The following is a 14,978-nucleotide window of genomic DNA, read 5'->3' as shown; positions in this document are numbered from 1 at the left end:
ACGCCGCGCGGCTCAGGCGCGCCTGTAGAGGCTCCGCATCTCATAATCCTTGCGCGGCCCCCGCACCTGCCAGCGCACGGTGAACTCGGGCCAGCGGCCGAACTCATAGGCCACGTCATATTGATCGGGATCGCACCAATGGCCGGTCTCACCGCCCTCCGGCGGCACCTGATGGAAAAACCGCCCATCGTCGAACCAGACCGTCAGATCGTCACGCCACAAATACCGCCGCTCGGCCTGCATCGCGGGCTGGCCGGGGATCTGCAACAGCCCCCGCTCCTCATAGCGCAGCCCCTCGGGATCGGGCCGCCACATCGCCTCCCCGGCAAAGCGCGCGCGCCCGCCATCCGCCTGAACGATCTCGCGCGAAAGCTGCCAAACCCCTTCGAAATCCGCCAAAACACGGGCAAAACGACCCACTTTCGCGCTCCTGCCTTGTTCCTTTGGGCGCACGGGTCTAAACCCCGCAGCAACCCATCCATCACCACAGGACACCGCTAGCATGATTCCCCGCTATTCGCGCCCCGAAATGGTTGCCGTCTGGTCGCCCGAGACCAAATTCCGCATCTGGTACGAGATCGAGGCCCATGCCTGTGACGCCATGGCCGATCTCGGCGTGATCCCCCGCGAAAACGCCGAAGCCGTGTGGAAGGCCAAGGACGTGGAATTCGATGTCGCCCGGATCGACGAAATCGAAGCCGTGACCAAACATGACGTCATCGCCTTCCTGACCCATCTCGCCGAACATGTGGGCTCGGAAGAGGCGCGGTTCGTGCATCAGGGCATGACCTCCTCCGATGTGCTCGACACCTGCCTCAACGTGCAACTCGTGCGCGCCGCCGACATCCTGCTCGCCGATATGGACAAGCTGCTCGCCGCGCTCAAGAAGCGCGCGATGGAGCACAAGAACACCGTGCGCGTCGGCCGCAGCCACGGCATCCATGCCGAACCCACCACCATGGGGCTCACCTTCGCCCGCTTCTATGCCGAGATGGACCGCAACAAGCGCCGTCTCGAACAGGCCCGCGAAGAGATCGCCACCGGCGCCATCTCGGGCGCGGTCGGCACCTTCGCCAATATCGACCCCCGGGTCGAGGAACATGTCTGCGCCAAGCTCGGCCTCTCGCCCGAGCCGATCTCGACCCAGGTGATCCCGCGCGACCGCCACGCGATGTTCTTTGCCGTGCTCGGCGTCATCGCCTCGTCGATCGAAAACGTCGCCATCGAAATCCGCCACATGCAGCGCACCGAAGTGCTCGAAGGCGCGGAATTCTTCTCGATGGGCCAAAAGGGCTCGTCGGCCATGCCGCACAAGAAGAACCCGGTGCTGACCGAAAACCTCACCGGTCTCGCCCGTCTCGTGCGGATGACGGTGATCCCGGCGATGGAAAACGTGGCGCTCTGGCATGAACGCGACATCTCGCACAGCTCGGTCGAGCGCGGCATCGGCCCCGACGCCACCGTGACGCTCGATTTCGCGCTGAACCGGCTGACCGGCGTCATCGACAAGATGCTGATCTTCCCCGAGAACATGCTCGACAACATGAATAAATTCCCCGGCCTGGTGATGAGCCAGCGGGTGCTCCTCGCCCTGACCCAGGCCGGTGTCAGCCGCGAAGACGCCTATTCCATGGTGCAGCGCAACGCGCTCAAGGTCTGGGAAGAGCGTCTCGACTTCCAGGAACTTCTGCTCGCCGATGCCGAGGTTGTCGCCGCGCTGGGCGAAGACGGCATCCGCGCCAAATTCGACATGGATTACCACACCAAACATGTCGACACGATCTTTGGCCGGGTCTTCGGCGAGAGCTGATCCCACCCGACCGACCAAACCAAGGGCCGCCTCTCATGGCGGCCCTTTTTTCATTCCCAGCGCCTCCCCCGCGCCCGAACCGAGGGCTGGGCGCAAGCACCCGCCCGCCCGGAGCAAGCTGCACGGTAAACCCCCACACCCCCGCGCCCGAACCGAGGGGTGGGCGCAAGCGCCCGCCCCGTGGGGGCGGTTCGGGCGCTGCCAAATCTCCGATTTGGCCCGGATACAACCCGCGACCGGGCGTTCCCCGCCCCCCCAAACCCGTTAGGCGATTTTTCACCCTTGGCCCCTAGTCTGAGCCGGAACCAGACGAGGATGACCATGGGCTCACCGACATCGCTGGCGCAGATCGAGGGCAGCACCGCGCCCCTGCGCCCTGCCGCCCACCTGACCCGCCGACAAAAGGCCGCGATCATCGTGCGCTTCCTGCTCAAGGAAGGCGCCGAACTGCGCCTCGCCGACCTGCCCGAACCGCTGCAGGAAAGCCTGACCACCCAGATGGGCGCAATGCGCTATGTCGACCGCGAAACGCTTATCGCGGTGCTCGGCGAATTCGCGTCCGAGCTTGAGGCGATGGGCCTCATCTTCCCGCATGGCGTCGCCGGCGCGCTCTCTGAACTCGGCGGCAGGCTCTCGCCCCAGACCGCCTCGCGCCTGCGTAAGGAGGCGGGCGTGCGGCAGATGGGCGATCCGTGGGATCAGGTCCGCAAGGCCGAACTTTCGGAACTTGCCCCGCTCATTCAGGCCGAATGCACCGAGGTGGCCGCCGTGCTCTTGTCGAAACTCGAGGTGACCCGCGCCGCCGAACTTCTGGGCAAACTGCCCGGCGAAACCGCCCGCCGCATCACCTATGCCGTGTCGCAGACCGAGGCGGTGAACCCGGTCGCCGTCGAACGCATCGGCATGGCCCTCGCCGCGCAGCTCGCCGACAAGCCGGTGATGGCCTTTGCCGACGGGCCGGTGGAACGGGTCGGCGCGATTCTCAATTCCTCGCTCTCCTCGCTGCGCGACGATGTGCTCTCGGGGCTCGAAGAAGAGGACCGCGATTTCGCCGAACAGGTGCGCAAGGCGATCTTCACCTTCGCCCATATCCCGGAACGGCTCGGCACCGCCGATGTGCCGCGCGTGTTGCGCGAGGTCGATCAGACCCGGCTCGTCACCGCGCTCGCCGCCGCCGGGCCTGCCGGGCTCGACAATGTGGCGGAATTCCTGCTGTCGAACATGTCGAAACGCATGTCGGAAAACCTCCGCGAGGCGATGCAGGAGATGGGCACCGTCCGCCCCCGCACCGGCGAAGAGGCGATGACCGAGGTGATCAACGCCATCCGCCGTCTCGACGCGGCGGGCGAAATCTCCCTCGTCACCCCGCAAGACGACGATGAGGAGGATTGACCCGGTCGCCCGCAGATCCCGCCGCTGATCACCGCGCTTGTCCCCGTGTCCCGTCCGCTTTATGTCGGGGCCAGTGAACAACAAGGCGGCCCAGCCCATGTCCAAAGACCCGTTTCTCCCCCGCGCCAGCGAATATGTGGTGAACCTCGTGCTGCGTGGGCTGATCGGTCTGGCGCTTCTCTTGCCCTACCGGACCCGCGTGCCGGTGATGGGCTGGATCACCGCGCGCCTCGTCGCGCCGCTGGCGGGCTATGGCAAACGGGTGCGCGAGAACCTCGCCCAGGTGCGCCCCGATCTTTCGCCCGCCGAGGTCAATCACCTCGTCCGCTGGGTGCCCGACAATGCCGGGCGCAACATGATCGAGATGTATTCGACCCGCGATTTCATCGAGACCGCGCGCCAATCCACCGTCTCCGGCCCCGGCATGGAGGCGATCCGCAAGGCCCGCGCCGAGAACCGCCCGGTGATCTTTGTCACCGGCCATTTCGGCAGTTTCAACGCCGCCCGCATCGCGATGATCGAACAGGGGTTCGAAATGGGCGTCTTCTACCGCCCGCTCAAGAACCGCTATTTCAACGTCCATTACACCCAGGTCATGGACGCGCTGAGCCAGCCGATGTTCGAACAGGGCAAACGCGGCATGGTCGCCATGGTCAAACATCTCCGCAAGGGCGGCGTGCTGGCCATCCTCAACGATCTCAACGCCCAGGACGGCGTGCCGCTCGACTTCTTCGGCCAGCCCGCGCTGACCTCGCTCGTCACCGCCGAGCTGGCGCTGAAATATGACGCGCCGCTGGTCCCGGTCTGGGGCATCCGCCGCCCCGACGGCCTCCATTTCGACATCCATGTCGAGGCCCCCATCGCCCATGGCGACCCGGTCGAGATGACGCGCGAATTCAACGACCGGCTCGAGGCGCAGGTGCGCGATCACATGGACCAATGGTTCTGGATTCACCGCCGCTGGAAGGATGGCACCGGCGATCTCGCCGAGGCCCGCGCCCGCCATATGCAGGACCGTCGCAATACCGACGCGTAACCGACGCGCCACCGACGTGGCATTTTCAGGTTAATTTCGGGTTATTTGGCGATCTGCGCCGCCGCGATCCGACCCAGCCCGGCGCGCTGCACCACCACCACGACCGGCCCATCGCCCGGCGCCTTGGCATTCAGCGACAGCGGCGTATTGCCCTGCCATTGCGCGATCCGGGTGATCCCGGTGACCACATTGGCATAGGTGAAATCATGCCCGGCATTCTCGCCCCGGGTGATCTTGACCGGGCTTTCAGGCCGGTAGGACACCAGCTGCACATCCCAGCTCTGCCCCGCCCCGCTCACATCGCGCGCATTGATCTGCAACGCCCGCCCCGCCCGCGTCACATGAAGCCGCACCTGCGCCGGTTTCGCCTGATGCGCCGCAATCAAGGCCTGCACATCCTGCGGCCGATTGCCCACCACATCTTCCTGCCCGTTGATGATCATCTGCGGCGTATAAACCATGCGCCGCCCGGCGACCTTGGCATATTTGCGCTGCCGCGCCGTATAGGCGGGATCGGCGAAAATATCCTTCCAGCCGATGTAATCCCAATAATCCACATGCAGCGCCAGCGCGATCACATCGTCGCGCTTGGCCAGCTCATGCAGATATTCATCCGCCGGCGGGCAAGAGGAACAGCCCTGCGAGGTAAAGAGCTCGACCACCACGGCCCGGCCCTGCGCCTGCACCGCCGATCCCGGCCCGAGGCCCAGAACCAGAGGAAGGGCCAGAGCCAGTCCACACGCTATCGATCTCCATCCTCGCGCCATGCGCCGCTCCGTTCCTTGGTCAGTCTGCTCTATATCACATTGGGCTTTTGCCCTCTGGAAAACCTAGCGTCAAACGGCGCGTGAAACCAATCACGCCTGCGCGATGCCTTGTGACAGCCCGCAAGGCGCTTGAAATTGTGTACACTCGTATACAATTTGCGCTCAGACCCCTTGATCGCTTGCCGCAAATCGGTCAGAAGCAACCCAAGCCAGAGCCATTCCCAGCCGGAAGGAGATCCCAATGCCCATTACCGTTGGTCAGGACACCGCCAAGACGCGCAAGCAACTCACGGTCGGTAGCCAATCCGTATCCTATTACTCCATCGCCGCCGCCGAGGCCGCAGGTCTGGGCGATTTTTCGCGCCTGCCCGCCGCGCTCAAGGTGGTGCTCGAAAACATGCTGCGTTTCGAGGACGGCAAGACCGTCACCACCGATGACATCAAGGCCTTTGCCGATTGGGCAGAGAAAGGCGGCAAGAACCCGCGCGAGATCGCCTATCGTCCGGCCCGCGTCTTGATGCAGGATTTCACCGGCGTTCCGGCGGTGGTCGATCTGGCCGCGATGCGCGACGGGATCAAGGCGCTGGGCGGCGACGCGCAGAAGATCAACCCGCTCAACCCCGTCGATCTGGTCATCGACCACTCGGTGATGATCGACGAGTTCGGCAACCCGCGCGCGTTCCAGATGAACGTCGACCGCGAATATGAACGCAACATGGAGCGTTACCAGTTCCTCAAATGGGGTCAGGGCGCGTTCAACAACTTCCGCGTCGTGCCCCCCGGCACCGGCATCTGCCACCAGGTGAACCTCGAATATCTGGCCCAGACCGTCTGGACCGATGTCGACCAAGACGGCACCGAAGTGGCCTATCCCGACACGCTCGTCGGCACCGACAGCCACACCACCATGGTCAATGGCGCGGCGGTTCTGGGCTGGGGCGTCGGCGGCATCGAGGCCGAAGCCGCCATGCTCGGCCAGCCGATTTCGATGCTCATCCCCGAAGTCGTGGGCTTTGAGCTCACCGGCCAGATGGTCGAAGGCACCACCGCCACCGACCTCGTGCTCAAGGTCGTGGAAATGCTGCGCGAAAAGGGCGTGGTTGGCAAATTCGTCGAATTCTACGGCGCCGGTCTCGACAACCTGCCGCTGGCCGACCGTGCCACCATCGGCAACATGGCGCCCGAATATGGCGCGACCTGTGGCTTCTTCCCGATCGATCAGGAAACCCTGCGCTATCTGGAACTCACCGGCCGCGACAAGGACCGCATCGCGCTGGTCGAAGCCTATGCCAAGGAAAACGGCATGTGGCGCGGCGCCGATTACGCGCCGGTCTATACCGACACGCTGAGCCTCGACATGGGCACCGTGGTGCCCGCCATCTCCGGCCCGAAGCGCCCGCAGGACCATATCGCGCTCGACGTGGCCGCCACCGAGTTCGGCAAATGGGTCAAGGGCTTCCGCGAAGGCCGTGACGCCGGCGAACGGGCCGAGATCCGCTGGGAAGGTGAGGGCGGACAGCCTGAACCGGCCGAGATCCCCGGCGACGAAGGCCACCATCAGCGCGGCTATGTGCCCACCGATGACGGCCATTATCAGCTCCACGACGGCTCGATCGTGATCGCCTCGATCACCTCCTGCACCAACACGTCGAACCCCTATGTGATGATCGGCGCGGGTCTCGTCGCCCGCAAGGCGCGCGAACTGGGACTCAACCGCAAACCTTGGGTGAAAACCTCGCTCGCCCCGGGCAGCCAGGTCGTGTCGGAATATCTCGAGGCCGCCGGGCTTCAGGACGATCTCGACGCCATCGGCTTCAACCTGGTCGGCTATGGCTGCACCACCTGCATCGGCAACTCCGGCCCGCTGGCGCCCGAGATTTCCAAATGCATCAATGATTACGACCTGATCGGCGTCTCGGTGCTCTCGGGCAACCGCAACTTCGAAGGCCGTATCTCGCCCGACGTGCGCGCCAACTACCTCGCGTCGCCGCCGCTGGTGGTGGCCTATGCGCTGGCCGGTGACATGAATGTCGACGTCACCAAAGACCCGCTCGGCACCGACAAGGACGGCAACCCGGTCTACCTCAAGGACATTTGGCCCACCTCCAAGGAAATCGCCGATCTGGTGCAAAAGACCGTCACCCGCGACGCCTTCCAGTCGAAATATGCCGATGTCTTCAAAGGCGACGAGAAATGGCAGGCGGTCGAGACCTCCGAGGGCGAGACCTATGACTGGCCGCCGCAATCGACCTATGTGCAGAACCCGCCCTATTTCCAAGGCATGTCCAAGGATCCCGGCACGATCTCGAACATCGAAGGCGCCCGCGTCCTCGCGGTTCTGGGCGACATGGTCACCACCGACCACATCAGCCCCGCCGGCTCGTTCAAGGACACCACCCCGGCCGGTCAGTATCTGATCGACCGTCAGGTGCCCGTGCGCGAGTTTAACTCCTACGGCTCGCGCCGCGGCAACCACGAGGTCATGATGCGCGGCACTTTCGCCAATATCCGCATCAAGAACGAGATGCTGGATGGGGTCGAAGGCGGCTACACCAAAGGCCCCGATGGCCAACAGACGGCCATCTACGACGCCGCCATGGCCTATCAGGCGCAAGGCACGCCGCTGGTCGTCTTTGGCGGTGAACAATATGGCGCCGGGTCGAGCCGTGACTGGGCCGCCAAGGGCACCGCGCTTCTGGGCGTCAAGGCCGTCATCGCCGAGAATTTCGAGCGTATCCACCGCTCAAACCTCGTCGGCATGGGCGTTATCCCCTTCGAATTCACCGGTGGCGACACGCGCAAGACGCTCGGCCTCACCGGCGAGGAAGAGGTCTCGATCCACGGGCTCGACACGATCAAGCCGCAGCAGGAAGTGCCCTGCACGATCAAGATGGCCGATGGCAGCACCAAGGAAATCACTCTCAAGTGCCGCATCGATACCGCCATCGAGATCGAATATATCGAACATGGCGGCGTGCTGCATTACGTGCTGCGCAACCTCGCCAAATCGGCCTGATCGCCGCGTCAGCCGACGCCGCATCCTGAAAAACACGAAACCCCCGGTTCCACACCGGGGGTTTTTTCATGGGGGATTGCCGCGCAACACCACGCTGGATTTCGCTCAAGGAGGCCCAAGGGGGAATATGGCGCGCAGATGCCCACTTCTTTTTTTCCCGCCCTGCCCCATGTCTTAGGACAAGCAGATAAGGAAAAAAAATGCGCTGGTTCTTGATTACCGCTCAGGCGGCCGCCCTCGTCATCCTCGCCGTCGTCGGCGCACAGGGCGACGCCGCCAACACCCATGATTGCCGGGCGAGCGACGAGGTCAGCCATCTGCAATGCGACTATTGAGCCGTCCTAACCGGACTTAACCGATCTTGACCGGCCTCACTCCGCCAAGGCCCGGTCGAGAGCGGGGCGAAACCGCTGCTCGTAATCACTGCCGACCAGAGGCCCGGCAAAGCGAAAGAGAACCGTGCCATCGCGTCCGATGATAAAGGTCTCGGGCGGCGCGGTGACCCCCCAATCAATGGCGGTGCGCCCTTTCGGGTCATAGCTCACGCCAAAGAACGGATCGCCATCCCGGTCGAGATAGCCATTGGCCTGATCCGCCTCATCCTTGAAATTCACCCCACCAACGCGCAAGCCCTCTTGGGCCAGCGCCTTGAGCGTCGGGTGCTCGGCCCGGCAGGGCGGACACCAGGAGGCCCAGAAATTCACGATGGTGACCTCACCGCTGCGCAGATCGGCATCGGTGAGCGGCGCCCGCCCCGGCAGCGCCTCGGACGGCAGTGGCGGCGCCTCGCGCCCGACAAAGACCGAGGGCAGCGCATCGGGGTCGTCGCGCATCATGCCGACGAGAAACAGCCCCGCAATCGCCGCGAAAATCAGCGGCGGCGCCGCCATCAAGGGAGAGATCCTAGCCATCTTGCCTGCTCCGTTTCTCAACTGTCTCAAGCTCGGCCCGCACCCGGCGCGCCCGCGCCACGCTGAGCACCACCAGCGCCACGATCAGCGCAATCGACGCCCCGTAAGAGGCCAGAACCTCGACCGCGTATTTGCCCAGATCCGGCATCATTTCATCCGCTCCCGTGCCAGCAGGACGCGCATCCGCCGCGCCCGGATTTCCGTCCCGGTCCGCATCAGGACCAGCGCCACGAACAACAGGACAAACCCCGCGATACAGACCAGCAGCGGGATATAGAACACATCCGCCACGTTCTCTTCCTTGTCGAGGCTGAGCGATGCGCCCTGATGAAGCCCCTGATTCCAGAAATTCACCGCATAGCGGCTCAGCACCGCAAAGACCGACCCCACCAGACAGAGGATCGAGGTCAGATCGGCGGCGCTGTCATCATCCTCAATCGCCGCCCAAAGGGCGATATAGCCGAGGTAGAACAGGAACAGGATCAAAAACGAGGTGAGCCGCGGGTCCCAGGCCCACCAGGTGCCCCACATCGGCTGGCCCCAGATCGCCCCGGTCACCAGCCCGATCACCGTCATCACCGCGCCCACCGGGGCGGCGGCCCGGGCGGCCAGCGCGCTCACATGGTGGCGGCGGATGATCCAGATGAGCGAGGCCACCAGCATCATGAACCAGGCGCTGATCGCCATCATGGCGGCGGGCACATGCAGATAGATGATCTTGACCGTCGCGCCAAAGCGCTCGGCATCAGGGGTCAGGAAATAGCCCCAGATCAGCCCGACGCCCAGGCACAGCGCCGCCAGCCCCGCCACCCAAGGCAAGAGCCGCTCTGACGTGTCGATGAATTTCTTCGGGTTGGCATATTGCCAGATCGCGTTCATGGGCACCGTCCGGTCATCTGAGATTCACCCTCAATACCGCAGCCGAGGCAAAGGGTAAAAGCGCGATTGCGCCGCAGGTGATCCCGGCCAGCAGCAATAACGGGGTTGTGACCGCGCCGCCCTCGCTCGCCCGCCGCACCATATCCGCCCCGAAGATGAGGCTCGGCACGTAGAGCGGCAGCACCAGCAGGCTTAGCAGCAGCCCGCCGCGCTTCACCCCCACCGTCAGCGCCGCGCCAAAGGCGCCGATCACCGACAGCGCCGGCGTGCCAACGGCGAGCGACAGGGTGAGCGCGCCATAGGCCTCGGGCGCAAGGTTGAGCAAGATCCCCAGCATCGGCGCCAGCAGCACCAGCGGCAGCCCGGTGGTGAGCCAATGCGCCAGCGCCTTGGCGATGATCACCATCTCAAGCGGCAGCGGCGCGGTGGCCAGAAGGTCGAGCGTGCCATCCTCCCAATCGAGCGCGAACATCCGGTCGAGCGACAAGAGGCACGCCAGCAGCGCCCCGAGCCAGAGCACCCCGGGCGCAATGGCGCTATGCAGATCGGCCCGCGGACCCACCGCAAAGGGCACCAGAACCACGACGATCAGGAAAAACGCCATGGCAAGGCCAAAGCCGCCCCCGGCCCGCATCGCCAGCCGCAGATCCCGAAGCAGCAGCGCCCTCATGCAAAGGCCTCGTCGAAATCGTCGGGCGCGGGCGGCGCGGCGCGGTATCGGCTCACATCCATGTGCTCTATCGGCGCGAGGCCGAGGTCGATATGGGTGGCAATGATCGCCGCCCCGCCTTGATCCAGATGCGCGCGCACCGCGCTGGCAAAGAGCCCGGTCGCCTCTTGGTCGAGCGAAACGGTCGGCTCATCCAAGAGCCAGAGCTTGCGCCCCGCCACGATGAGCCGCGCCAGACCCAGCCGCCGCTTTTGCCCGGCCGACAGGCTCGCCGCCATCCGGTCGCGCAGCCGGTCGAGATCAAAGGTCCTGAGCGCCTGCTCAATGCCGCTGGTGCCGAAAATCTCGGCCCAGAACCGCAGGTTCTCGGCCACGCTTAAGGTGGGTTTCACCCCGTCAAGATGCCCGGCGAGCACAATGTCGTCCGGCTCGGCCTCAAGGGTGCCGTCGCGCGGCGGTTGTAGCCCCGCAAGCGTCCGCAAGAGGCTCGTCTTGCCGCTGCCATTCGGCCCCCGCAGGACCAGCGCGCTGCCCGGCATGATCCGCAGATCGACGCCCTCGAGCAGGCCGACCCCGCCCCGCCCGACGCTGAGCGCGCGCGTTTCCAGCAAGGGCCGCGTGTCGCTCATCCGCCAACCGGAAGCAGCGCCGCCGCCACCCGGCGACCTTCTGACAGTAGAACGTTATAGGTCCGGCAGGCCGCGTCCGACGCCATGATCTCGGCCCCGATCCCCGCCGCCTCGAGCTCTGATCGCAGCCCGGCGGGCAGCGGTGCAATCTCGCCCCCGGTGCCGATGAACACCACATCCACCTGCCCCGCCAGCGCCAAAAGCGTCGCGGCATCCTCGAGCCCGCCCCAAGGCTTTGCGCCCTGTTCGGTCACGAGGATCGCCCCCTCCATCACCTGCCCGCCAACCCGGAAAAACCCCGGCCCATAGCCGTCGATCGGGGTCGCAGAGGTGAATGTGATCTCATTGAGTTGCATGGTGCGCTCCTTGGCTCAGATCATGCTCCAGATCGGCAGCCCGCTCAACACCGCAAGCCCGATCACCGTCAGCGCCAGTGCGCGATAGGTCTTCTCAAGCTTCGGATCAAACAGCGCCTGCCCGATCATCGTGGTGATGAAATAGGGCACGGCCAGCACCACCGCCAGCCAGACGATATTCATCTCCACCGTCCCGGAGATGAGCAGATTGGCCACGATCACCACATCCAGCGCCGCGAGAAACAGGATCGTATTGGCCCGCACCGACTGCGCCACCGCCTGCCCCGACAGGTAAAACAGAATGACCATCGGCCCGGTGAGCCCGGTCAGCCCGCCCATCAGCCCCGCCAGCGCCCCGATGACCAACAGACCACCGCGCCCCACCGTGCCGGTAAACCGCCAGCCCGAGATGAGCAGCGCCAGTGTGCCGCCCGCGATCACCGCCACGGTCCAGCGCACCACATCCGCGTCAAGCTGGGTGATGAGCCAGAGCCCCACCGGCACCGTCGGCAAGGCTGCCAGCACCAGCCAGCCGACCTCGGCCCGGTCCCCTTGCCGCCAGGCGCGGGGCAGCAGCGCCGCCGTCGAAAATACCCCGGTGATCACGATGGTGCCCACCACCTGCGCGGGTGCGAGGAACATCCCCGCCACCGGCACAAAGATCAGCGCCGTGCCAAAGCCCGCAAAGCCCCGGACGAGCCCCGCCACCGCCATCGCCAGCGCCAGCCACGCGATCCCCGGCAGGCCGAAGACCGCAAGCAATGCCTCAGGCATCGACATTGGCAAATTGCGTGCCGGCATTGCCATCGGGCTTGGACCAGTCACGCTTGACGCCAAGCTTGAGCAGGATGGTCGAGGCCACGAAGACCGACGAATAGGTCCCGACAATCACGCCCCAGATCATCGCAAAGACAAAGCCACGGATAACATCGCCGCCGAGGAAATAGAGCGCCACCAGCGCCAGAAGCGTGGTGACCGAGGTCATCATCGTCCGGCTCAGCGTCTCGTTGATCGACAGGTTGAGAACCTCGCCAAGCTGCTTTTTCTTGTATTTGCGCAGGTTTTCACGGACCCGGTCAAACACCACCACCGTATCGTTGAGCGAATAGCCCACGATGGTCAAAAGCGCCGCGATAATGGCCAGGTCGAACTGGATCTGGAAGATCGCAAAGACCCCGATGGTCAACACCACGTCATGGACGAGCGCCGCCACCGCGCCCAAGGCGAACTGCCATTCAAAGCGCAGCCAGATATAGACGAGCACCGCGCCGATCGCGAGCATCACGGCAATCACCGCCGTGGTGATCAGCTCGCCCGACACTTTCGGGCCGACGCTCTCCACCGAGGTGAACTTGATATCCGGCACCGCCGCGGCGAGCGCCGCCTCGACGCTGTTGATCAGCTCGGCCGTGACGCTCTCCTGATCGTCTTGCGCCTGAATGCGCACCATGGCGACATTCTGATCGGGGGCAAAGGTCGGATCGAAGACTTCGGTGATGGTCACATCGCCAAGGCCAAGCTCTTCGATGGCGCCGCGATAGGTGCCGATGTCGATACTCTCGGCGCTCTCGGTGCGGATCGTCGTGCCGCCCCGGAAATCGATGCCAAAGTTGAGCCCCTGCGCCCCAAAGGAGGTGACCGCCACGAGGATCATCAGAACCGACGCCCCGATCGAGAGCTTCCAGCGACGGAAGAAATCCCAATTGGTGACCTGCGGCACAAGCTTGAGCGACCGCCCCTGCAGCACCGATTTGGGCCGCTTGCGGTCATACCACATCACCACCAAGAGCCGCGTCACATAGATCGCGGTAAAGAGCGAGGTGATGATGCCGAGCCCCAGCGTGATCGAAAAGCCGCGCACCGGGCCCGAGCCCATGACAAAGAGGATCACAGCGGTGATGAAGGTGGTGATATTGGCATCCACAATCGCCGAGAGCGCCTTTTCATAGCCAAGCTCGATGGCCCGCGCCGGGCCCTTGGCCGTGGCCATTTCCTCGCGGATACGCTCGAAAATAAGCACGTTGGCATCCACCGCCATCCCGATGGTAAGAACGATCCCCGCAATCCCCGGCAGGGTCAGCGTCGCCCCGATCAGGCTCAGCAGGCCAAAGATCAGCCCGACGTTCACGATGAGCGCGATATTGGCAAAGAGGCCAAACCGGCCATAGCTCGCCCACATAAAGGCCAGCACCAGCGCGAAGGCCACGAAACAGGCGATCTTGCCCGCTTCGATACTGTCAGCGCCAAGCTCTGGGCCGATGGTCCGCTCTTCGAGGAAATCGAGCCCCGCCGGCAGCGCCCCGGCACGCAGCAGAACCGCGAGATTGGTGGTCTCTTCCACCGTGAACTGGCCGGTGATGATGCCGGACCCGCCCGGAATATGGCTCTGGATCACCGGCGCGCTGATCACTTCACCATCGAGAACGATGGCAAAGGGATTGCCGATATTTTCGGCGGTGTAATTGCCAAATTTCCGCGCGCCCGTGGTGTTGAACCGGAAGGACACGGCAGGCCGCCCGTTCTGGTCGAAATCGGGCTGCGCATCGACGAGCTCTTCACCGGTCACAACCGGCGCCCGTTCCAGAATATAATACACCCCCTCTTCATCGAGCGAGGGCAGGATTTCATTGCCCGCACCGGGGCGTTCATTGGCATTGCTCGTGCGGCTCACCACCGGCTGGAATGTGAGCTTTGCCGTGGTGCCGATGATCGCCTTGAGCTCTTCGGCACTGCCGATGCCCGGCACCTGGATCAGGATACGCTCGGCGCCTTGGCGCTGAATGGTCGGCTCGCGCGTGCCGACCTCGTCGATCCGGCGGCGGATGATTTCGAGCGCCTGACGCACGGTCCGCTCATCGGTGGCGCGCTGTTCGGCCTCGCTGAGCCGCACCACGACACTGTCGCCCCGCGCGCTCACCTCGATATCGTTCGAACCGGCCCCGGTCAGCGATGTGACGGGCCGTGCCAGCCCGCGCACCAGCGTCACCGCTTGGCTCACCGCCTCCGGCTTTTGCACCAGCTGAACGACGAGCTCTTCGGCATTTTCTTGCTGCAGGCGGATCGCGCCGACCTCGCCGCGATTGTCCCGCAGCAGGTCGCGCACTTCGGGCCACATCGCCTCGAGCCGTGCCTGATACACTTCCTGCACCCGCACTTCGACGAGAAGATGCGCGCCGCCGCGCAGGTCGAGCCCGAGATTGACCAGCCCCGAGGGCAGCCAGGTCGGCCATTGCGCCAGCTCGTCGCTGACGCTCGCCGGGTCCGCCCCCTGCTCGACCAGCTTGGCCGCGTCATTATGCGTCTCGACCCTGTTGTAGAACCCGTTCGGCGCGGCCAGCAGAAGTCCGATGAGAACCACGCCCCAGATGAGAATACGTTTCCACAGATCAATCTTCAGCATGATGCAGGCTTTCGGGCAGTGTCAGAATGTCAGGGTCGCGCGACGCCCGTGGCGCCGCAGGCCCCGGCGCTGCGGATCATCCGCGCGCAGGGGCCCCGGGATCAGCTTTGGA

At 64.6% G+C, this 14,978-nt stretch carries 15 protein-coding genes; 5 read left to right on the top strand and 10 right to left on the bottom strand.

Features of this window, described 5'->3' with window-relative positions:
• Window positions 1-12: 12 nt before the first annotated feature.
• Window positions 13-420 (bottom strand): DUF6314 family protein, encoded by a 408-nt coding sequence (locus ISM_RS11205; RefSeq protein ID WP_156783371.1) that lies wholly within the window; start codon window positions 418-420, stop codon window positions 13-15.
• A gap of 82 nt (window positions 421-502) precedes the next feature.
• On the opposite strand from ISM_RS11205, the gene purB reads away from it, so the two are divergent.
• From purB to ISM_RS11190, 3 genes are all read left to right on the top strand, one after another.
• Complete coding sequence (gene purB, locus ISM_RS11200) at window positions 503-1,810, top strand: adenylosuccinate lyase (protein ID WP_009814280.1); 1,308 nt, start codon at window positions 503-505, stop codon at window positions 1,808-1,810.
• A 315-nt stretch (window positions 1,811-2,125) separates the two neighbouring features.
• Entirely contained in the window at window positions 2,126-3,202 is a 1,077-nt protein-coding gene (locus ISM_RS11195) for a flagellar motor switch protein FliG (RefSeq protein WP_009814279.1), read from the top strand.
• Between the two features lie 97 nt (window positions 3,203-3,299).
• On the top strand, window positions 3,300-4,238 hold the full coding sequence (locus ISM_RS11190) for a lysophospholipid acyltransferase family protein (protein ID WP_156783370.1): 939 nt from the start codon (window positions 3,300-3,302) through the stop codon (window positions 4,236-4,238).
• Between the two features lie 41 nt (window positions 4,239-4,279).
• Here the strand turns inward: ISM_RS11190 and ISM_RS11185 are convergent, their stop codons facing one another.
• On the bottom strand, window positions 4,280-4,924 hold the full coding sequence (locus ISM_RS11185) for a DUF1223 domain-containing protein (RefSeq protein WP_009814277.1): 645 nt from the start codon (window positions 4,922-4,924) through the stop codon (window positions 4,280-4,282).
• A gap of 322 nt (window positions 4,925-5,246) precedes the next feature.
• On the opposite strand from ISM_RS11185, the gene acnA reads away from it, so the two are divergent.
• The gene (gene acnA, locus ISM_RS11180; RefSeq protein ID WP_009814276.1) at window positions 5,247-8,021 is read left to right on the top strand and encodes an aconitate hydratase AcnA; all 2,775 of its coding nucleotides are present in this window, start codon (window positions 5,247-5,249) and stop codon (window positions 8,019-8,021) included.
• Between the two features lie 200 nt (window positions 8,022-8,221).
• Window positions 8,222-8,356, top strand: a complete 135-nt coding sequence (locus ISM_RS18600) for a hypothetical protein (RefSeq protein WP_009814275.1) — start codon at window positions 8,222-8,224, stop codon at window positions 8,354-8,356.
• Between the two features lie 36 nt (window positions 8,357-8,392).
• Here ISM_RS18600 and ISM_RS11175 read toward each other — a convergent pair whose 3' ends face one another.
• Genes ISM_RS11175 through secD form a run of 8 tightly spaced genes read right to left on the bottom strand, consistent with a single transcriptional unit; the run spans window position 8,393 to window position 14,866 of the window.
• The gene (locus tag ISM_RS11175) at window positions 8,393-8,932 is read right to left on the bottom strand and encodes a DsbE family thiol:disulfide interchange protein (RefSeq protein WP_040618033.1); all 540 of its coding nucleotides are present in this window, start codon (window positions 8,930-8,932) and stop codon (window positions 8,393-8,395) included.
• A complete protein-coding gene (gene ccmD, locus ISM_RS11170; RefSeq protein ID WP_009814273.1) occupies window positions 8,925-9,083 on the bottom strand; it encodes a heme exporter protein CcmD in 159 nt (52 codons plus the stop codon). Before ccmD ends, ISM_RS11175 begins: the two co-directional genes overlap by 8 nt.
• The gene (locus ISM_RS11165; protein ID WP_009814272.1) at window positions 9,080-9,811 is read right to left on the bottom strand and encodes a heme ABC transporter permease; all 732 of its coding nucleotides are present in this window, start codon (window positions 9,809-9,811) and stop codon (window positions 9,080-9,082) included. Before ISM_RS11165 ends, ccmD begins: the two co-directional genes overlap by 4 nt.
• A 13-nt stretch (window positions 9,812-9,824) precedes the next feature.
• Window positions 9,825-10,481 (bottom strand): heme exporter protein CcmB, encoded by a 657-nt coding sequence (gene ccmB, locus ISM_RS11160; RefSeq protein ID WP_009814271.1) that lies wholly within the window; start codon window positions 10,479-10,481, stop codon window positions 9,825-9,827.
• Window positions 10,478-11,110, bottom strand: coding sequence for a heme ABC exporter ATP-binding protein CcmA (ccmA, locus tag ISM_RS11155; protein WP_009814270.1), 633 nt, complete (start codon window positions 11,108-11,110; stop codon window positions 10,478-10,480). The genes ccmB and ccmA overlap by 4 nt, the downstream gene beginning before the upstream one ends.
• Entirely contained in the window at window positions 11,107-11,466 is a 360-nt protein-coding gene (locus ISM_RS11150) for an Mth938-like domain-containing protein (RefSeq protein WP_009814269.1), read from the bottom strand. Before ISM_RS11150 ends, ccmA begins: the two co-directional genes overlap by 4 nt.
• A 15-nt stretch (window positions 11,467-11,481) precedes the next feature.
• Window positions 11,482-12,240: a sulfite exporter TauE/SafE family protein gene (locus ISM_RS11145; RefSeq protein ID WP_040618484.1), complete on the bottom strand. Its 759-nt coding sequence runs from the start codon at window positions 12,238-12,240 to the stop codon at window positions 11,482-11,484.
• Window positions 12,233-14,866 carry a protein translocase subunit SecD gene (secD, locus tag ISM_RS11140; protein WP_009814267.1) on the bottom strand — a complete coding sequence of 878 codons (2,634 nt, stop codon included), beginning with the start codon at window positions 14,864-14,866 and terminating at the stop codon, window positions 12,233-12,235. Before secD ends, ISM_RS11145 begins: the two co-directional genes overlap by 8 nt.
• Between the last annotated feature and the right edge of the window lie 112 nt (window positions 14,867-14,978).

The sequence above is a fragment of the Roseovarius nubinhibens ISM genome (genome assembly GCF_000152625.1).
GTDB lineage: Bacteria > Pseudomonadota > Alphaproteobacteria > Rhodobacterales > Rhodobacteraceae > Roseovarius > Roseovarius nubinhibens.
This window is presented reverse-complemented; position numbering and strand designations above follow the sequence as displayed.